The sequence below is a fragment of the Halorussus limi genome (genome assembly GCF_023238205.1).
GTDB classification, from domain to species: Archaea; Halobacteriota; Halobacteria; order Halobacteriales; family Haladaptataceae; genus Halorussus; species Halorussus limi.
This window is the reverse complement of the sequence record NZ_CP096659.1, coordinates 1,760,214-1,778,078: the sequence shown is the minus strand read 5'-3', so window position 1 is coordinate 1,778,078 and position 17,865 is coordinate 1,760,214. Positions and strand designations below refer to the sequence as shown.

The following is a 17,865-nucleotide window of genomic DNA, read 5'->3' as shown; positions in this document are numbered from 1 at the left end:
ATGCCACTTCGGTGTCAACCATAACTGGAATTAGACAGTGAGGCGGCCTAACTTCCTCCTGCAAGAACCCGTTGGTAGTGAAAGACATCGGCAAAAAAGATGCGCAACGTGAAACCTTTTGGTTTCGGCGAAACACCTCACTATTCGCAACCTCTGTAGGGGAGGCTGGTACAGATGCGACGGATTCACTACGAGACGGCGAATGGTGCCGACACACGGCTTCAAATCGGGTGCTCAGCACCAAGGGATGGTATAAATGACCCCACGCCGTCTGGTCATTCGGAAAAGGTCGGCCTCGGGATGGACTCGCTGGGATTTGAACCCAGGGCCTCTTCCTTGCGAAGGAAGCGATCTACCGCTGATCTACGAGCCCTCGAACGCAGTAATTCGTAGCGCGCCCACTTATTAGAACCTTATGTTTCGGACCGGGCGTGGCGGTGGGTGTCCCGCCACGCCTTCACGGGCAGGTCGAGACAGCCGACGCGTCACGCGCCGAGCAGTCGTGCGCGCCCGGACAATGCGCCGAGCGCGAACCCGGCGAAGTGGGCCACCAGCGCCACGCCGGGAGACGCCGTGAACAGGGTCACGACGCCGGCCAACGCGAGCAGGAGCGCGGCGCGCGACCGACCGCTCAGAGGGAGGCGACCGAGGACCGCGTCGGTGACCGGGTTCCCGGCGAGCAGGTAACCCAGCAGTCCGAACACGGCGCCGCTCGCGCCGAGGACCACGCTCGCGCGGCCGACGAGACCCGAGACGGCGACCTGCGCCAGTCCGGCGGCCATTCCGACCGACGCGAAGAACAGGTGGAACCGCCACGCGGTCGTCACGCGCTCGACCGCGAGTCCGACCAGAACGAGGACGACCGCGTTCGAGACGAGGTGGCCGACGCCCGCGTGGGCGTAGACGCTCACGAGGAGCGTCCACGGCTTGGCAGAGACCGAGGGACCGAGCGCGAACAGACCGATAGCGAGGCGCCGTGAGACCAGTCCCACGACCGACTGGACCGCGAAGACCAGGAGGAAGACGACGAGCGTCTGGAGCGTCGGGCTCCGGACGAGCCACCCCGACGACTCGCGCTCGGCCGACGCGGGGTCGCCGTACTCGTAGCTCACGACCGACCGCCTCCGCGGAGGCGAGACCGGCCACTGTTCGGTACTGCGACACCGTTCGAGTCCGCTTGCGTCCGCCGTCGCACGCACGTCCGTACGTCCGACGCGGTCAAAAAGACCGGGGAGCGTCGCGCGTGCGCGGCTATGCGTAGCGAAGAAATGGAGAAGTTTCCGCCGGTCGAGCGGCGGGGTCGAGTGCGAACCCTCGAACTGACAGGACCGGAACGGCCCGACCCTCAGTCCTCGAGGACGATCTCGATGCTCACGTCGTTCGGAACCTGAATCCGCATGAGCTGCCGGAGCGCGCGTTCGTCGGCGTCGATGTCGATGAGACGCTTGTGGACGCGCATCTCCCAGTGTTCCCACGTCGCGGTCCCCTCACCGTCGGGGGACTTGCGGGTGGGTACTTCCAGCGTCTTGGTCGGAAGCGGGATGGGTCCCGACAGCGAGACACCCGTCTTGTTCGCGATTTCGCGAACGTCGTCACAGATGTCGTCGAGGTCTTCGGGACTGGTTCCCGCCAGTCGGACGCGTGCTTGCTGCATGCGTTATGGCTCGTTGACGCTGAGGACCTTGCCAGCCGCGATGGTCTGACCCATGTCGCGGATGGCGAAGCTGCCGAGTTCCGGAATCTCGGACGACGGCTCGATGCTGAGCGGCTTCTGCGGTCGGACCGTGACGACCGCGGCGTCGCCGGACTGGATGAAGTCGGGGTTCTCCTCGGCGACCTCGCCCGACGAGGGGTCCATCTTCTTGTCGATGGATTCGATGGTACACGCGACCTGTGCCGTGTGGGCGTGGAAGACCGGCGTGTAACCGTCCGTGATGACGCTCGGGTGCTGCATCACGACGATCTGGGCCTGGAACGTCTCGGCGACCGACGGCGGGTCGTCGGCGGGACCACAGACGTCGCCACGGCGGATGTCGTCCTTACCGATGCCGCGGACGTTGAATCCGACGTTGTCACCGGGTTCGGCCTGCGGGACCTCCTCGTGGTGCATCTCGATGGTCTTGACCTCGCCGCCCACGTCGCTGGGCTGGAAGGAGACGTTGTCTCCGGTGTTGAGGATACCCGTCTCGATACGTCCGACCGGGACGGTACCGATTCCGGAAATCGTGTAGACGTCCTGAATCGGGAGGCGCAGGTCGGCGTTCGTCGGCGGCTCGGGCTCTTCGAGGCCGTTGAGGGCCTCGAGGAGAATCTCGCCGTCGTACCAGTCGGTGTTGTCGGACTCCTCGGCGATGTTGTCGCCCTCGAAGGCCGAAATCGGGATGAAGCTCGCGTCCTCGGTGCCGAACTGGACCTGGTTCAGCAGGTCCTCGACCTCGGAGACGACCTCCTTGTAGGTGGACTCCTGGTAGTCGACGACGTCCATCTTGTTGACGCCGACGATGAGTTCGTTGATACCGAGGGTGCGGGCCAGGAACACGTGCTCCTGGGTCTGGGGCGCGACACCGTCGTCGGCGGCGACGACGAGGACGGCGTTGTCCGCCTGGGACGCGCCCGTAATCATGTTCTTGACGAAGTCGCGGTGGCCCGGACAGTCGACGATAGTGAAGTAGTACTCGTCGGTGTCGAACTCCTGGTGGGCGATGTCGATGGTGACACCGCGTTCGCGCTCTTCGGCGAGGTTGTCCATGACGTAGGCGAACTCGAAGCCGCCCTTGCCCTTCTCCTCGGCCTCTTCTTTGTGCTGTTCGATGACGTGCTCGGGTACGCTCCCCGTCTCGTAGAGGAGTCGCCCGACCAACGTACTCTTCCCGTGGTCAACGTGGCCGATGATGGCCAAGTTCTGGTGCGGTTTGTCTTCGCTCATTTGTATCTCACGCGCAGACGCGCTCTGTCGGTATCTTTTGGCAGAAGCAGTTAAAACCATTTCGATACGGTACGCTGTCCACCCCGCCGCCGTCCCGCGGTTATTGGTAGACCATCACACGATTTTCCGCTGACGCCGGAGAAACGAACGGGACAGAACGCGTAGTCTCGGCCGGTCGTCTCAGTGCTCGAGTCGGTTCACGTCCGCGAGAACCGCGGTCGCGGTTTCCGGACCGCCCGCGCCGCGTCCGCTCAGGTTGAGTCGGCCCGCGTGTTCGGTCTCCAGTTGCACGATGTTGCGCGTGCCCGAGACCGCGAGCGTGCCGTTCTCGGGGACGAGTCGCGGGCCGACTCGGACGCCGTCGGGCGTCGCCTCGCCGATGAGTCGGACCGTTCGGCCGTCTTCGGCCGCGAGTTCGAGCGCGTTGCCCGGCAGTTCCGCGATGCCCTCGACCTCGGCGTCGTCGAGCGAGTACTCCCGGTCGCCGAGGACGTTCGCCAGAATCACGCACTTGAGCGCCGCGTCGGTCCCGTTCACGTCGAACGAGGGGTCGGCCTCGGCGACGCCGAGGTCTTGGGCCTCGGCGAGGACGTGTTCGTAACCCAGTCCCTCGGCCGCCATTCGCGAGAGGACGAAGTTCGCGGTCCCGTTGAGGACCCCGCGCGCGGCCGAGATGGTGTCGGGGCCGTAGCTCTCGACGGTCGAGAGGACCGGAATCGCGCCCCCGACCGTCGCCTCGAACTTGACCGACCCTTCGCTCTCGCGCTCCAGTTCCCGGAGGTCGGTGTAGCGCTCGGCGACCGGTCCCTTGTTCGCCAGCACGACGTGGCGGTCGGCTTCGAGCGCCGCGCGGACGTGTCCGAATCCGGGTTCGGCGTCGCCGAGCGTCGTCGGAGTCGCCTCGACCAGCGCGTCGTACTCGGCGTCGAGCGCGTCCGCGGGCGCGGCCGACCCGACGCGACCGGTCTCGTCCTTCTCCGCGAGCGCGTCCGCCACGTCGATTCCCCCCGGGTCCACTGCAGCACTGGTCGAGTCGGCCAGCGCCGTGACCTCGTGGCCGTACTCGCCCGCGAGTTCCGCGACCGACCGGCCGACCGCGCCCGCGCCGAGAATAGCCAGTTTCACGCCGACCCCTCCAGTTCCGCCAGGGGTTCGACCACGCGCAACTCCTTCCGTTCTGCGACCTCCCGGACCGCGCCGACCACCGCGCCGGTCGAACCGGTCTCGGCCGCGAGGCGGAGTCGTGCGCTCGACACGTCGCTCGTGCCGCCCGGCGCGGACAGCGACACGTCCGAGATGGAGGCGTCCGCCTTCGACTCGATGGACGAGAGGGTGTCGGAGAGGTCGCTCTCGATGACGTCGCCGACGAGCAGGACCGTCACCTCCTCGCCGTAGCGCTCCGCGCCCGCCTGAATCACGTTGACTCCCGCCTCGCGGAGACCGGAGACGACGGCGTCGAAGCGGTCGGGCGGGCACTCGAGGTCGACTTCGACCGGGATGTGACCCCGCGGCGTGAGCGACCCCCGCTCGTGGAACACCGAGAGCAGGTTGCCGCCGTTGGCCGCGATGGGTTCGAGCGCGCCCAACAGCTCGCCGGGTTCGTCGACTAGTTCGAGTCGGACCGTGTAGGCCCGCGGGTCGGTAGCGCTCGTGTCGTCACTCATCGTTACTCGTTGTCTCACTCGCGGGCGAGCATAAGGCTTCAGTCGTTCCCAAATAGTGCGGAGCGGCCGGCGGGCGAAACGGAAACGTAGCGCGCCGAAGTAACGTGCTAACGTCTAGCTAGCGACTGTATAACAATCCCGGGTCGAAGCGTCGTGCGTGACGGACCGATGACCGCCATCCGCTCGACCGACGACGAACCGACCGACACCGACCGACACGTCTGCGCGTTCTGCAGTTCGCCGTTCGACGCGAGCGAGCGAACCACCTGTCCGGTCTGCGACGCGGAGGTCGTCCTCCGCGGCCAGCGATAGCCGCGCCGACCGGACCGCATCCGCCGGAGCGCGTGCAAGCGCGGCCGAGTCGCAGCGGAACTACCAATTACGGACGGACTGAGAGAATAGAGACGAGTGGGAAAACAGAGACGAGTAGGAAGAGCGAACGGCGTCGCTACCTGCGGGCGACTCCCGACGACTCAGTCGTTGGTCGGCGTCTGTGGGACCTCCTGTGGGTACTCGCTGCCGGCGGACACGAGCGCCCAGATGGCCGCGACGAGACCGACCCACAGGAGCGCGACGACCCCGACCCAGAACAGGGTGACGAGAGAGACCATGGTTGGACGAGTAGACGTGTGGTAACGAATGACTTTATTATACACCGCCTACGCCGGATTCAGGCGACAGCAGAAGTCTCTCAGGGTCGGCCTGTGTTGCGAACCGAAAGAAGACCGCGAAAGCGAGAGGAGAAGAAACGGAGAGAGGAGACCGCGACGCTTAGATGTAGTCGATGGCCTCGGGGAGTTCGAGCTTCATGCCCTTGCGCTCTCGAATCTCCATGATGGTCTCGCGCTGGAGGTTGTCGGCCATGACCTCGAAGCCGGCGTTCTCGGTGTTCCACGACGCGCGGCCCTCGGTGGCGCTCCGGATGTCCGAGGAGAAGCCGATCATCTCGTCGACCGGCGCGATGCCCTCGACGACCATGAGGTCGCCTTCCTGGTACATGTCGTCGACGCGGCCACGGCGACCCTGAATCTCGCCGGAGGCGGCGCCCATGTACTCGTTGGGCACGTCGATGCGCACGTCCTGCATCGGCTCTAGCATCCGGACCTCACCCTGCACGAGGGCGTTGTGGACGGCGTTACGGACCGCAGGGATGACCTGCGCCGGGCCGCGGTGGATGGTGTCCTCGTGAAGCTTCGCGTCCTCCAGACGGAGGAGCGTCCCCTCAACGGGTTCGGCCGCCAGCGGGCCGTCGTCGAGCGCCTCTTCGAGACCCTCGATGACGAGTTCCATCGTCTCGTTGAGGTGCTGGATACCCTTCGTGTCGTCGATGAGGATGTTGGTCCCGTGGATGTGCTCGACGTTCTGGGACATGTCCTTGCCCATGCCCGCTTCCTGAAGCGCCTCACGGCGCTCCTGCTCGGGCATGTCCATCGACACGTCGCCGCGCTTGATCTTCTCGATAATCTCTTCGGTGAGCGGCTGGGCCTGGATGTAGAACCGGTTGTGGCGGTTCGGCGAGATGCCCTCGATGACGTCGGTGGTCTCCTGGATGGCCTCGCGGAAGACGACGATGGGTTCGCCGGTGTTGACCGGGATGCCCTGGTTGCGCTCGATGCGCTGAGTGATGACTTCGAGGTGAAGCTCACCCTGTCCGGAGATGAGGTGCTCGCCGGTGTCCTCGTTAATCGTGACCTGAATGGTCGGGTCTTCCTTGGAGACCTGTCGGAGCGTCTCGATGAGCTTCGGCAGGTCGTCCATGTTCTTCGCCTCGACGGACTTCGTGATGACCGGCTCCGAGATGTGTTCGATGGACTCGAACGGCGTCATCTCGACGCTGGACACGGTGGAACCCGCGATGGCGTCCTTGAGACCGGTGACCGCCGCGATGTTCCCGGCGGGCACGCGGTCGACTTCCTCGCGCTCGCCGCCCATGTAGATGCCGACGCTCTGGACGCGGTTCTTTCCGGCCGTTCCGGAGACGTAGAGGTCTTGGCCCTTCTCCAGCGTGCCGGAGAAGACGCGACCCGCGGCGATTTCGCCGGCGTGGGGGTCGACGCCGATGTCGGTGACCATCAGCACGACTTCGCCTTCCTCGTCGACGAGGCGCATCCCCTCGGCGAGGTCCGAGGAGTCGTCGCCGCGCCAGACGCGCGGGATACGACGGGGCTGGGCGTCGATGGGGTTCGGGAAGTGCTCACAGACCATGTCGAGCACGACGTCCGACAGCGGTGTGCGCTCGTGGAGTTCCTGGCGCTTGTCGGCGCGCTCCAACTCCATGATGTCGCCGAAGTCCATCCCGGTGCGCTGCATCGAGGGCATCGAGACGCCCCACTTGTAGAGCGCGGACCCGAAGCCGACGGTGCCCTCCTCGACGGAGACCGTCCAGTCTTCGATGTCGTCCATCTCCTCGGTCATGCCGCGAATAAGCTCGTTCACGTCGTCGATGACGCTGAGCAGGCGGCGCTGCATCTCCTCGGGACCCTCTTGGAGTTCCGAGATGAGGCGGTCGACCTTGTTGATGAACAGGGTGGGCTTGACGCCCTCGCGGAGCGCCTGTCGGAGGACGGTCTCGGTCTGGGGCATCGCGCCCTCGACCGCGTCCACCACCACGAGCGCGCCGTCGACGGCGCGCATCGCTCGGGTCACGTCGCCACCGAAGTCGACGTGGCCCGGCGTGTCGATGAGGTTGATGAGGTGGTCGGTGTCGTCGTACTCGTGAGTCATGGACACGTTCGCGGCGTCGATGGTGATACCGCGTTCCTGCTCGTCCTCTTCGGTGTCCATCATCAGCTGCGTCGCTTCGCCCTGGTCGGCGATCATGCCGGCGCCAGCGAGAAGGTTGTCCGTCAGCGTGGTCTTACCGTGGTCGACGTGTGCGGCGATAGCGATGTTCCGGATGTTCTCCGGTTCGTCCATCAGTCGCTCGCACTGTTCGACGATCTTCTTTCGTCTTCCCATTATGGGTCTTCTACCCGAAGGAAGTTGAAAAGCGTAGTGTTTCGCCACGAGCGACCGTGTGAGGGAGTGGCGTAGGCGCGTAGGCCGAACGACGTCGGACGTTGGCACGGCCTGAATTCCGAGTCGAGCGCGACAGGCACCGGCAACTCGTCGCAACCAACGCAAGAGTCATACCGGTCGAAGCCTTGCCACAGATACGCATGGAGGTTCACGTCCACGGTCCGGGTCCGGCCGCGCCCTTCCTCCGCGCCCGCGACATCTTCGAGACCGAACACGACCTCGACTCGCCAGTCCACGTCCACGTCCGGGAGAACCCCGACGAGCGGACGTGGACTTCCCACCCCGACGACCACGTCCTGAACATCTCCCGGCAGGCAGCGACCAGCGCGATGGCCCCGGAACTCGCGCTTCACGAGTTCGCCCACATGGCCCGCCACGAGCAGGCCCACCCGTCTCACACCCAATCGACCGAGGAAGTACTGTTCCTCGCGCTCTCGGGGAAGTCGGTCGAGCGCAGGCGGGTGGCCCACTGCTACCAGATAGCCAACCACATGAAGGACATCTACGCCGACGACATCACGCTCCGGGTCGGCCCGACCGACAAACTCGTCTCGTTCCTCGAATCCGAACTCGCCGCGGCGGTCGCAGACCGACCCGCGAGAGCGCAGGACGGCCCGACTCGCGGCCGGGACGGACTCCGCATCACCAGTACGGCCGACCCCGAGATAACCGCGGTCAACGCCGCGTTCGCGCTCGCACTGGTCGAGCGCCACGACCTCGTGGATTCGGACCACCGACTGTACGACTTCGCACACGCGGCCGCGAACGACGCGCCCGAGGTCAGTCTCTCGGCGTTCAAACACCGGTTCAAGTCGCTCGGACCCGACCCCGACGAGAGCGAGTACCGCCGCTCGCTGGTCGAGGCGACCCGCGAGTACGCGGTCGGCGGCGGCGAGAAAGCGGCGGACTAACCGACTACGCCAACTCGGCCAGCGCGAGCAGGACGCTCGGCGCGACCAGCAGGACGAGACCGGCGACGACGAGCAGGGCCGTCACGAACCGGCGCTACATCTCGAACTGACTCGACACCGCGGTTTCGACCGGGGCCGCGTACTGCCGGCGTCGCCAAGCTAAACACGCTATCGGTCGTACGTCCGCCGATGTCGTACACCAAAGTCGATTCCCACGACGTCGAACCGGTAGGCGAGGGACTGCGCTTCCTCCGAGACCCCCTCGACTGCGAGAAGTTGGGCGTGTCCGTCCTCGACGCCGACCCGGGATGGACCGGCAAGGAACACGACCACGCCGAGGACGGCCAAGAGGAAGTCTACCTCCTGCTCGACGGGGAGGCCACCGTCACCGTCGAGGGCGAGGACGTGGAACTGGAGTCGGGCGAAGCCCTCCGGATTCCGGCCGAGGCGACTCGCCAGATTCACAACGGCGACACCGAGAGCAGGTTCGTGCTCGTCGGCGCGTCGGGCGAGGCGTAGGCCGAGGTGGACGCTTCCGTTCGCCGACAACCCCCGTAGACGTGGCCGCCGACAGTCGCGACTACCGAGAAGCGAAACCGAGAGAGAAGAACCGAGTTAGCGGGCCGCGGCCGCGACGCGCTCCGTCTCTTCTTTCTGGTTGATAGCGTAGGTCTGAACGTCGTAGTCGGCCGCGCCGACGAGCTGGTCGGCCAGCGCCTCGGCGGCGTCGGTCGAGGTCTTGAACGACGAGCCGTGGACGCCTTCGGCGATGTACTTCAGGGCCTGGTCGACGCGGCGCTGGGGCGCCACGTCCACGGCCTTCGGGACCGAGATGCCACCGTACTTCAGGCGGACGGTCTCCTCGCGCGGGGCGGCGTTCTCGACGGCGGTGACGAGAACTTGCACCGGGTTCTCCTCGGTGCGGTCGTGAATCTTCTGGAACGCCTCGCGGGTGATCTGCATCGTCTTCTGCTTCTTGCCGGTGTTCTCCTCGGTCTGCATCAGTCGGTTGATGAGACGCTCGACGACCGAGACCTCGCTCTTCTGGAACTGCTTGGAGGCGTGGCGACCCATCGTGTGGGCGACCGGCGTCACCGTGATGTAGCGCTCGGTCGAGGGGTCGTCGTACTCGATGTTGGTGATGTCCCACTCGCCGAACAGTTTCGCGACGGCCGTTCCCTCTTCGTCCGTGCCCGCGGGTTTGTCGGGTTCGGGCTGGTCTTCTGCTGCCATGATTAGCGCACCGGCTTCTCAGCGTTTCCGCGAACCAGTTCTTCGAGGCTCACGCCGTTGACTTTCTCTACCTTGTAGTTGACGCCCGAGAGGTCGCCCATCGCGCGACCCTTCGCGCCGCCGATGCCCGCGATGGTGACCTCGTCGTGTTCGTCGATGAACGAGATGGCACCGTCGCCGGGACAGAAGGCAGTCACCTGCTTGCCGTTCTTGATGAGCTGGACCCGGACGCACTTCCGGATGGCGGAGTTGGGCTGCTTGGCCTCGATGCCAACTTTTTCGAGAACGATACCTCGGCCCTGCGGCGCGCCTTCGAGGGGGTCGGACTTCTCCCCGAGGCCGCGCTCGCGTCGAGCGTAATCGGAGTCGGACCACCGGTGGTTCTGGCGGTCCTTCCTCAGCTTGCGAGCTGCGTACTTGCCATTCGCCATATGCTGTGGGCTACCTGTCCGAGCTACTTAAGCCTCCCTCTTTGGAACGGGCGAGACGGTCGCACATCGCTGTAACGGGGTCGATTACGGAATCTGAGAGCGTTTCAGCGAAACGTTTTGCGCGCCGCTTAGGTTCGGTTCGGTCAGGAGATTCACTCGCAGGCCGAAAGAGAGGCCCGCGAGGCTACTGCTCTAGCGAGAACACGGCGACGGTGTTTCCGTCGTTGGCCGACCGGAGTCCGCCTCCGCCCGCCTGCACCGCGACGTACTGCTTGCCGACGCCGGGGTCGTACCAACTCATCGGCGAGGCGTTGACCGAAGCGTTGAGCTGGTGCTGCCAGAGGCGTTCGCCGTCCTCGGAGTCGTACGCGATGAACTCGCCCGACCCGTTACCAACGAAGGTCAGGCCGGTCGTCGTGCTCATCGACCCGCCCATCGAGAACTCCTCCCACCGCTTCTGCCAGACCACGTCGCCGCTGACCGGGTCCACCGCCGAGAAGATGGCCTTCTGGCCGTTCCACTCGTCGGGTGCCGGACCGGGGTCGCTCATCGCCGGGTAGACGGTGAAGGTTCCGCCGAGGTACGTCGAGGGGTACTCCCACCCGTCGACCGGGTCCCACTGGAACTTGCTCGGGTAGTTCATCGCCTTGACGTGGACGTTCCCGGTCTGGCGGCTGTAGGACATCGGGTTCCACTCGGACCCGCCGTCGGCCGACGGCATGACCCACGGCGTGTCTTCGAGGTTGTCCTGCGGGAGGTGCCACATGTTGAGGTGCTGGCAGAACTCCCGACTCCGCTCGTAGAGCTTGCCGTCCTCGGCCCCGAGGAGGTAGTTCCACCCGGTCTTGCCGGGGTGGCTGACGACCTTTCGGTTCTCGCCGTCCACCTCGGTCTCGAACAGCACCGGCGGCGTGGAGGCGTCCCAGTCCCACCAGTCGTGTTGGACCTCTTGGAAGTACCACTGGACGTCGCCCGACTGGGTGTCGAGCGCGACGACCGCGTCGGAGTAGGGGTTCGGTCCCGGCCGGACGATGCCGTTCACGTCCGGGCCGGGGTTGCCGACGTTGGCGTACAGCGTGTCGGTGTCGGGGTCGACGGTGATGGTCATCCAGTTGGTCGCCGCTCCGTTCTGCCACGCGTCTCCTATCCACTGCTCCTCGGGGAGCATCGACGTTCGCCACTCCCGCTCGCCGGTGCGGGCGTTTATCGACTCGATGAAGCCCTGCACGCCGTACTCGCCGCCTGCACTTCCGTTGAGGATGCTTCCCTTGTAGACGACCGGTGCCCACGTCGCGGAGTAACCCTGTCCGGTCGGCGCGGAGTCGTACAGCCACTGCTGTTCGCCCGTGTACCGGTTGATGGCGACGACGTTCGCGTCGAGCGTCGTCATGAAGAGCAGTTTCCCGCGGACCGCGACCCCGCGGTTGTTCGACCCGCAACAGAGGAGCGCGGCCGCTTTGTCGGGACCCTGTTCGGCCGGCGCGTACCGGTAGGTCCAGATGACCTCGCCCGAGCGGGCGTTGACCGCCCGCAGCACGTCCGGGCCGTTCGTCTGGTACATGATGGGCGGGTCCGACGGCACCACTATCGGCGTCCCCTCCAACTTGCCGGTCTCGTCGGTCAGGATGGTGTACTCCAAGTTCAGTTGGCCGACGTTCTCGGGCGTGATGACGTCGGCCGTGGTGAACCGCTGTTGGTTGTACCCGCCGCCGTACATCAGCCAGCTCTCGGGGTCGTCGCCCGAGTCGCGCAGCATCTGCTGGGTGACGTTCAGTCGCGGAATCTGCTGTGAACTCTGGCGGACCGTGGTCGGCCCATCCGCGAGATACTCGATGCGCAGTCCGTCGTCGGCCGAGTGGACTCTGACGTGCGATTCGTCGGTACTCATGCGGTGTCACCTCCGCGGGGCGCGCGCTCGGCGTCGGTTATCCGGAACAGGTCCCGTTCGATGGCCTCCTGACCGCGTATCGCGACGGCCGACCCGCCCGCGAGCGCGGCCGCGAGTTGGCTGTCGTCCAACTCGCTCGGCCCGGCGAGGTCGCGGGCCGCCGAGACGAACAGGTGGGTCCCAGCGAGGATACGCTTGACGTCCCACACTCCCGCGTCGAGCAGGTCCTCGGTCAGCACGACCTCGCGCTGCCAGAGCTGCTGGTCGAGTTCGTCCACCCAGAGCAGGCCTCCACCGAGCGCGCGCTGGTGGAGCGGGGCCACGTTCGCCGGGTCGTACCCCTCCGGGTCTGCGGGCAGACTCGCGGTCGAGACCCAGTGGGCGAGTCGCTCGTTCTCGTTGACCGCGTCCACGACGACCGCTGTGCGCTCGCGCTCGTCGAGTCCGGCGTCGGCCAGCGCCGCGGTAAGGGGTTCGGCCCGGACCAGTTCCGCGGCGGTCGCGCGCACGTGGTCGGGCGTGAACTCCGGCAGGTGGCGCTCGGCCGCCGCGAAGAGTCCGACCTCTGCGAGGTGGTCGTAGGCGTCCCACGCGGGTTCGGCGACCTCCTGATACGCGGTGCCCGGTTGGTCGGGGAAGCCGGCGGCCCGGAGTTCGGGCAGTTGCGCGATTCCCGCTTCGATGCCGGAGAGCGCGCCCGCCAGCAGGCCGCCGTCGAGACCGCCAGCGAGGTCGGCCCTGATGCGCTCGCCGTAGGTCGCCAGTTCCTCGGCCGACCCCTCGCCGACCGCCCCGCGCAGGTCCGACAGCGAGAGTTCCGAGGCCGCCCCGACGCTCCCCGTCACGCCGAGGACCTTGAGGAAGTTCCGCCGGTCGCGCTCGTCTACGTCCGGTACGTCGTCCGCGAGTGTGCGATTATCTGTCATACTCAGCGTACGGACGGGCTACGGCGAACAATGAAGGGTTTCCCCTCGGGAACGGCGGCGCTACGCCTAAAATTTCGGCGCGTAGCTCTCAACGAGAGGACGCGAGCGCGCCGCCATCGCGCCCCGCGGCCGCCGTATCGGCGAGTCAGACGCGAAGCGACGCGAGACGACAGGCGCGAGTCCAGACAATGCGCTGATACGATTCGCTCCGCGTCGAGAAGTCGTGTTCGAACGAAGGTCCGCGAAAGAGGAAAATCAGCTCTCGGCGAGAGTGGGCTACGCCAACTGGATGTCGTCGATGTCGTAGTGGCGCTTGGCCAACTTCTCGGCCGCGAGGATGTTCCGTCCGCCCTCGCCGATGGCGACGCCGGTATCCTCGGAGTCCACTTCGGCGTAGGCGATAGTCTCGTCGCCCTCGCTGACGGTGACGTTGTACACCGCCGCGGGCGCGAGCGCGTTGGCCACGAACGCCTCGGGCGTGTCGGCGTCCTCGACCAGCACGATTTCGCGGTCCAACTGGGACTCGACCGCCCGGACCGTCTCGCCGCCCGACCCGATTGCTCTGCCCATGTCGCCGGGCTTGACGAGGAAGACGACGCGCTCCTCGCCGTCGTCGCCGTCCTCGAAGACGACGCAGTCGCGGGCGGTCGCGCCCGTCTCGTCCTCGAAGAGGGCGATGAACTGCCGGGCCGTGTCCGAGAGCGTGACGACCATGCTCAGTCCGAGGCTTCGGGTTCGGCGCTCGACGACCCCATGCGGAGGTCCACGTCGCCGGTCCCGAGCTTGATGGGCTTGCCGACGATGACGTTCTCGGTGACGCCGTTGAGGTCGTCCACTTCGCCGTGGATGGCGGCGTCGAGCAGGTGATTGACCGTGACCTCGAACGCCGCACGCGCGAGGACCGACTCCTTGCTCCCGGAGATGCCGTGGCGACCGATGGACTCGATTTCGCCGCGGTTGGTCATGATGTCGGCGACCAGCATCAGGTGGCGGATGTTCACGTCGTCGAGGCCCTGCTCTTCGAGCGTGTTCATCGTCTCCTCGATGATGGACTCGCGGGCCGCCTCGATGCCGAGGTTCTTGTGAATCTCGTGGATGTTGTTCGTGGTGGTCCGGGAGGCGTCGACGCCCTCGATTTCGATGACGTCGCCGAACGCCGACCCCTCGGTGTAGAGGACGAACTGCTCGCCCTCGTCGAGTTGCTCCTTCCGGATGACGACGCGGGTGATGTCCTCGATGCCCTTGAAGACGATGTCGCGGAGCTGTTCGACCAGTTGGAGCAGGTCGCGGTAGCTCGGCTGTTCGGGGCCGAACTCGATGACGGTGCCCTGCTGGGTGGTCTCGACGCCGAGTTCGTCCTGGATGATGCCCGAGATTTCGTCGGGGGTTATCATGCGCTCTTCGAGGGTGTCCTCGTTGAGGTCGATGGAGACGACCATGTCGGCGACGTTGGTCGAGATGTCACCGAGCGCCAGAATCCGGGTCGACTCTATCTGCCAGACGACCTCGTGGGCCTTCTCGCGGTCGGTGGCGTACTCGTCCTCCAGATGTACCGTCATCATCGGCGTGTCGGGGGTCTTCCGGGCGTCCACCAGTTCGATGAGTCGGGGAAGCCCCTGCGTCACGTCGATTTCCGCCACGCCCGCGTAGTGGAACGTGTTCATCGTCATCTGGGTTCCCGGCTCACCGATGGACTGGGCCGAAACCGTCCCGACGGGGTCGAGCGGGTCGACGCGGGTGTCGAGATACCGGTTCTCGACTGCGCGGGCTATCTGGTCGGCCTGCTCGGCGGTGGCGTCGCGGGCTTCCACGGTGCTGTACACCTCGTCTTTGAGCCGTCGCGGGAGGTCAGTGTCCTCGACGACGGCCTCGATGTCCTCGGATACGTCGTATTCTGTCATGTGTGGCGTGGGCGCGGATTGGTTGGTCGTGTTGGTCGGAAAGCGGTGGCGTCAGTCGTCGCTCTGGGCCTGCCGAGCGTCGACGTGTTCCGAGAGGTTCGTCGGCGGGTTCTTCTCGCCGAGGAACTCCTGTCTGCGCTCGTCGCTGCCGAACTCCTCTTCGAGGATGCGGTCTGCGATCTGGTCCACGTCGATGTCGGTGTCCTCGTTCGAGGAGACCTTCACCGGACTGGTGCCGTCCTCGCCGAACTCGAACTGGACGATGGTGTCGGAGGTGTCCCGAACCGTGCCGTCGTACTGGGTTTCGAGTTCGGAGAGCGCGTTGATGAGCCGTCGCTGAAGGTAGCCGGACTTGGAGGTACGGACTGCGGTGTCCACGAGGCCCTCGCGGCCACCCATCGCGTGGAAGAAGAACTCCCGCGGGTCGAGTCCGCCCGTGTAGGAGTGCTCCACGAAGCCGTGGGCCTCCGCCGAGAGGTCGTTTGGCTTGTAGTGACTGAGGGTGCGGTCTTCGTAACCGCGGTTGATGCGCTCGCCCCGAACCGCCTGTTGGCCGACACAGCCGGCCATCTGAGTCAGGTTGAGCATCGACCCACGCGCGCCGGACTCGGCCATGACCACGGCCGGGTTGTCGTCGGCGAAGTGTTCCTCGGCGATGTCACCGGCGGAGTCACGCGCCTTGCCGAGCGTCTGCATGACCTTCATCTCCAGCGTCTCGTCGACGGTCCGGCCGGGGAGCGATTCGAGGTCGCCGTTCTGGTAGGTCTCGATGAGTTCCTCGACCCGGTCGTAGGCGTTGTCCATGGCCTCGTCGATTCGGTTCTGGGCCTCCTCCGGAATCGACTCGTCGTCGATACCGATGGAGAACCCGAAGTGCATGATGGAACGCATCGCCAGCGCCGCGACCTCGTTGATGAAGATGCGCGAGCGGGTGTTGCCGTAGACCTTCGTGATGGTGTCTACGATCTTCCCGCCGAACTCGCCCACCTCGTCCTCGGCGATGGTGCCTTCCACGAGTTGGCCGTCCTCGATGATGACGTCGTCGCCGACGGTGCCCGTGAACTCGATGTTGAGGTCGCTCGGGAGCAGTTCCGAGAAGATGTCCCGTCCGGTCCAGTAGGGTTCGCCGTCCTCGTCGGTGCCCGACGCCTCCGGGAGTTCGTCGATTCGGGTCGCCCGCAGGAGGTCGAGCGCCTGCGTCTCGTTGAAGTGGGGGTTCTCGTTGGTCAGGAGGTACATCCCGGAGATGTGGTCCTGAATCGCCCCGATGATGTTCTCGCCGAAGCGCGGCGAGAGGATCTGTTCCTGCACGCGCATGAGGACGCGGGCCTCCGCGCGGGCCTCCTCGTTCTGGAGCGCGTGCATGTTCATCTCGTCGCCGTCGAAGTCGGCGTTGTACGGCGGACAGACGACGGTGTTGAGCCGGAACGTCTTGTACGGCATCACGACCACTTCGTGGGCCATGATGGACATGCGGTGGAGCGACGGCTGGCGGTTGAAGATGACGATGTCGCCGTCGACCATGTGGCGGTTGACCTCCCATCCGGCCTCGACCTTGGTCGCCAGTTCCTCGCAGTTCTTCTCGGTCACCTTGAGGCGGCGGCCGTCGGGCCGCTTGACGTAGTTCGCGCCGGGGTGACCCTCCGGGCCGTTGGCGACGTAGCGGCGGGCCTCCTCCTTGTTGCGCTCGGTGACGTTCATCGTCTGGGTCATCTCGCGGGCCACGCGCTCGGGGACGCCGACCTCGTTCAGCGAGAGGGTCGGGTCGGGCGAGATGACGGTACGCGCCGAGAAGTTGACGCGCTTGCCGGACAGGCTACCGCGGAAGCGGCCTTCCTTGCCCTTCAGACGCTGGCTGAGGGTCTTGAGCGGTCGCCCCGAGCGGTGTCGGGCGGGCGGCGTGCCCGAAATCTCGTTGTCCATGAACGTCGTGACGTGGTACTGGAGCAGTTCCCAGAGGTCCTCGATGATGAGTTGGGGCGCACCCGCCTCGCGGTTCTCCATGAACCGCTGGTTGATGCGGATGATGTCGACCAGCTTGTGAGTCAGGTCGTCCTCGGAGCGCTGGCCGTTGTCGAGCGTGATGGACGGACGGGCCGTCACCGGCGGGACCGGCAGGACCGTCAGAATCATCCACTCGGGGCGCGAGCGCTCGGAGTTGATGCCGAGCGTCTCGACGTCCTCGTCCGGGATGTCCTCGAACCAGTCCCGGATGTCGCTGGGCATCAGTTTGTTCATGTCCTCCTCGGTGAGGTCGATGTCGAGCGCCTTCTCGATGGCCTTCCGGTCGTCCTCGCGGGGCCGGAACTCGCCCGACATGATGTCGTTGATGCGCGAGAGGTCGATGTCGGTCAGGTCGGCGAGTTCTTGGGGAGCGACCGGTTCGCGGTCCTCCTCCTCGTCGCCCTGCATCGCGGACGCGATCTGCTCGGAGTACTCGCTGGTCAGGACCTGCTGGACCTCGTAGTAGGTCGTGGGCTTCTCGTGGTTGATGTCGTACTGGACCTCGCCGCAGTAGGGACAGCGGTCCTTCTTGCGGGCCTCTCGGATGGCGGCCTTCGTCACGTCGGTGAGGTCGTTGCCGAGTTCCCGGGTCCGGGTCAGTTTGGACTCGTACTTCTCCTTCTCCTCGTCGGTCAGCAGGAGTCGCGAGCAGTTCCGACACGTCCCGCGCAGCAGGCGTCGGATGAGCTTCGTGAACCCGACGTGGATGACGGGCGCGGCGAGTTCGATGTGACCGAAGTGGCCGTTACACGACCCCGAGTGCTTGCCGCAGGTCTTGCACTCCAGTCCGGGGTCGATGACGCCCAGTCGCGGGTCCATCAGCCCCATGTCGATGGGGAAGCCGTCGTCGTCGTAGGTGTCGGCGGTGATTATCTTCGTCGCCGACATCTCTCGGTACTCCTCGGGGTCCATCAGCCCGAAGCTGATCTCGCCGATCTCCTTGGGTGTTTGTCCTGTTGACAT

The 17,865-nt window shown here is 65.7% G+C and carries 17 protein-coding genes and 1 tRNA gene; 3 read left to right on the top strand and 15 right to left on the bottom strand.

The window, feature by feature from the left end; translation table 11 throughout:
• Window positions 1-301: 301 nt before the first annotated feature.
• The 6 genes from M0R89_RS09125 to M0R89_RS09100 all read right to left on the bottom strand — a co-directional run bounded on the left by M0R89_RS09125 (window position 302) and on the right by M0R89_RS09100 (window position 4,590).
• Window positions 302-373 (bottom strand) — tRNA-Ala (locus M0R89_RS09125).
• Between the two features lie 112 nt (window positions 374-485).
• Window positions 486-1,112: a rhomboid family intramembrane serine protease gene (locus M0R89_RS09120; protein ID WP_248652229.1), complete on the bottom strand. Its 627-nt coding sequence runs from the start codon at window positions 1,110-1,112 to the stop codon at window positions 486-488.
• Window positions 1,113-1,345: 233 nt separating this feature from the next.
• Window positions 1,346-1,654 carry a 30S ribosomal protein S10 gene (rpsJ, locus tag M0R89_RS09115; RefSeq protein WP_115864703.1) on the bottom strand — a complete coding sequence of 103 codons (309 nt, stop codon included), beginning with the start codon at window positions 1,652-1,654 and terminating at the stop codon, window positions 1,346-1,348.
• A 3-nt stretch (window positions 1,655-1,657) separates the two neighbouring features.
• Window positions 1,658-2,926 carry a translation elongation factor EF-1 subunit alpha gene (tuf, locus tag M0R89_RS09110; protein WP_248652228.1) on the bottom strand — a complete coding sequence of 423 codons (1,269 nt, stop codon included), beginning with the start codon at window positions 2,924-2,926 and terminating at the stop codon, window positions 1,658-1,660.
• 180 nt (window positions 2,927-3,106) lie between these two features.
• Window positions 3,107-4,051 (bottom strand): homoserine dehydrogenase, encoded by a 945-nt coding sequence (locus tag M0R89_RS09105; RefSeq protein ID WP_248652227.1) that lies wholly within the window; start codon window positions 4,049-4,051, stop codon window positions 3,107-3,109.
• The gene (locus tag M0R89_RS09100) at window positions 4,048-4,590 is read right to left on the bottom strand and encodes an amino acid-binding protein (protein ID WP_248652226.1); all 543 of its coding nucleotides are present in this window, start codon (window positions 4,588-4,590) and stop codon (window positions 4,048-4,050) included. The genes M0R89_RS09105 and M0R89_RS09100 overlap by 4 nt, the downstream gene beginning before the upstream one ends.
• Window positions 4,591-4,743: 153 nt before the next feature.
• Between M0R89_RS09100 and M0R89_RS09095 the strand changes: the two genes are divergently transcribed.
• Window positions 4,744-4,902: a hypothetical protein gene (locus M0R89_RS09095; RefSeq protein ID WP_248652225.1), complete on the top strand. Its 159-nt coding sequence runs from the start codon at window positions 4,744-4,746 to the stop codon at window positions 4,900-4,902.
• Window positions 4,903-5,063: 161 nt separating this feature from the next.
• Here the strand turns inward: M0R89_RS09095 and M0R89_RS09090 are convergent, their stop codons facing one another.
• Both M0R89_RS09090 and M0R89_RS09085 read right to left on the bottom strand, forming a co-directional pair.
• The gene (locus tag M0R89_RS09090) at window positions 5,064-5,201 is read right to left on the bottom strand and encodes a hypothetical protein (RefSeq protein ID WP_248652224.1); all 138 of its coding nucleotides are present in this window, start codon (window positions 5,199-5,201) and stop codon (window positions 5,064-5,066) included.
• Window positions 5,202-5,361: 160 nt separating this feature from the next.
• A complete protein-coding gene (locus M0R89_RS09085; RefSeq protein ID WP_248652223.1) occupies window positions 5,362-7,548 on the bottom strand; it encodes an elongation factor EF-2 in 2,187 nt (728 codons plus the stop codon).
• Between the two features lie 200 nt (window positions 7,549-7,748).
• On the opposite strand from M0R89_RS09085, the gene M0R89_RS09080 reads away from it, so the two are divergent.
• Entirely contained in the window at window positions 7,749-8,519 is a 771-nt protein-coding gene (locus tag M0R89_RS09080; RefSeq protein WP_248652222.1) for a DUF5781 family protein, read from the top strand.
• Between the two features lie 189 nt (window positions 8,520-8,708).
• Entirely contained in the window at window positions 8,709-9,038 is a 330-nt protein-coding gene (locus M0R89_RS09075) for a cupin domain-containing protein (RefSeq protein ID WP_248652221.1), read from the top strand.
• Window positions 9,039-9,134: 96 nt separating this feature from the next.
• Here M0R89_RS09075 and M0R89_RS09070 read toward each other — a convergent pair whose 3' ends face one another.
• From M0R89_RS09070 to M0R89_RS09040, 7 genes are all read right to left on the bottom strand, one after another.
• Window positions 9,135-9,752 (bottom strand): 30S ribosomal protein S7, encoded by a 618-nt coding sequence (locus M0R89_RS09070; RefSeq protein ID WP_248652220.1) that lies wholly within the window; start codon window positions 9,750-9,752, stop codon window positions 9,135-9,137.
• A 2-nt stretch (window positions 9,753-9,754) separates the two neighbouring features.
• Window positions 9,755-10,183, bottom strand: a complete 429-nt coding sequence (locus M0R89_RS09065; RefSeq protein WP_115794757.1) for a 30S ribosomal protein S12 — start codon at window positions 10,181-10,183, stop codon at window positions 9,755-9,757.
• A gap of 184 nt (window positions 10,184-10,367) precedes the next feature.
• Window positions 10,368-12,071 (bottom strand): pyrroloquinoline quinone-dependent dehydrogenase, encoded by a 1,704-nt coding sequence (locus M0R89_RS09060; protein WP_248652219.1) that lies wholly within the window; start codon window positions 12,069-12,071, stop codon window positions 10,368-10,370.
• A complete protein-coding gene (locus M0R89_RS09055; RefSeq protein WP_248652218.1) occupies window positions 12,068-12,997 on the bottom strand; it encodes a hypothetical protein in 930 nt (309 codons plus the stop codon). Before M0R89_RS09055 ends, M0R89_RS09060 begins: the two co-directional genes overlap by 4 nt.
• Before the next feature lie 276 nt (window positions 12,998-13,273).
• A complete protein-coding gene (locus M0R89_RS09050) occupies window positions 13,274-13,711 on the bottom strand; it encodes a NusA-like transcription termination signal-binding factor (RefSeq protein ID WP_248652217.1) in 438 nt (145 codons plus the stop codon).
• Between the two features lie 2 nt (window positions 13,712-13,713).
• On the bottom strand, window positions 13,714-14,898 hold the full coding sequence (gene rpoA2 / locus M0R89_RS09045) for a DNA-directed RNA polymerase subunit A'' (protein ID WP_248652216.1): 1,185 nt from the start codon (window positions 14,896-14,898) through the stop codon (window positions 13,714-13,716).
• Window positions 14,899-14,949: 51 nt separating this feature from the next.
• Window positions 14,950-17,865, bottom strand: coding sequence for a DNA-directed RNA polymerase subunit A' (locus tag M0R89_RS09040; protein WP_248652215.1), 2,916 nt, complete (start codon window positions 17,863-17,865; stop codon window positions 14,950-14,952).

Coding starts and splice junctions, on each gene's coding strand:
- rpsJ (WP_115864703.1), bottom strand. CDS start 1,654: ATGCAGCAAGCACGCGTCCGACTGGCGGGAACCAGTCCCGAAGACCTC.
- tuf (WP_248652228.1), bottom strand. CDS start 2,926: ATGAGCGAAGACAAACCGCACCAGAACTTGGCCATCATCGGCCACGTT.
- M0R89_RS09100 (WP_248652226.1), bottom strand. CDS start 4,590: ATGAGTGACGACACGAGCGCTACCGACCCGCGGGCCTACACGGTCCGA.
- M0R89_RS09090 (WP_248652224.1), bottom strand. CDS start 5,201: ATGGTCTCTCTCGTCACCCTGTTCTGGGTCGGGGTCGTCGCGCTCCTG.
- M0R89_RS09085 (WP_248652223.1), bottom strand. CDS start 7,548: ATGGGAAGACGAAAGAAGATCGTCGAACAGTGCGAGCGACTGATGGAC.
- M0R89_RS09080 (WP_248652222.1), top strand. CDS start 7,749: ATGGAGGTTCACGTCCACGGTCCGGGTCCGGCCGCGCCCTTCCTCCGC.
- M0R89_RS09075 (WP_248652221.1), top strand. CDS start 8,709: ATGTCGTACACCAAAGTCGATTCCCACGACGTCGAACCGGTAGGCGAG.
- M0R89_RS09070 (WP_248652220.1), bottom strand. CDS start 9,752: ATGGCAGCAGAAGACCAGCCCGAACCCGACAAACCCGCGGGCACGGAC.
- M0R89_RS09065 (WP_115794757.1), bottom strand. CDS start 10,183: ATGGCGAATGGCAAGTACGCAGCTCGCAAGCTGAGGAAGGACCGCCAG.
- M0R89_RS09060 (WP_248652219.1), bottom strand. CDS start 12,071: ATGAGTACCGACGAATCGCACGTCAGAGTCCACTCGGCCGACGACGGA.
- M0R89_RS09055 (WP_248652218.1), bottom strand. CDS start 12,997: ATGACAGATAATCGCACACTCGCGGACGACGTACCGGACGTAGACGAG.
- M0R89_RS09050 (WP_248652217.1), bottom strand. CDS start 13,711: ATGGTCGTCACGCTCTCGGACACGGCCCGGCAGTTCATCGCCCTCTTC.
- rpoA2 (WP_248652216.1), bottom strand. CDS start 14,898: ATGACAGAATACGACGTATCCGAGGACATCGAGGCCGTCGTCGAGGAC.
- M0R89_RS09040 (WP_248652215.1), bottom strand. CDS start 17,865: ATGTCAACAGGACAAACACCCAAGGAGATCGGCGAGATCAGCTTCGGG.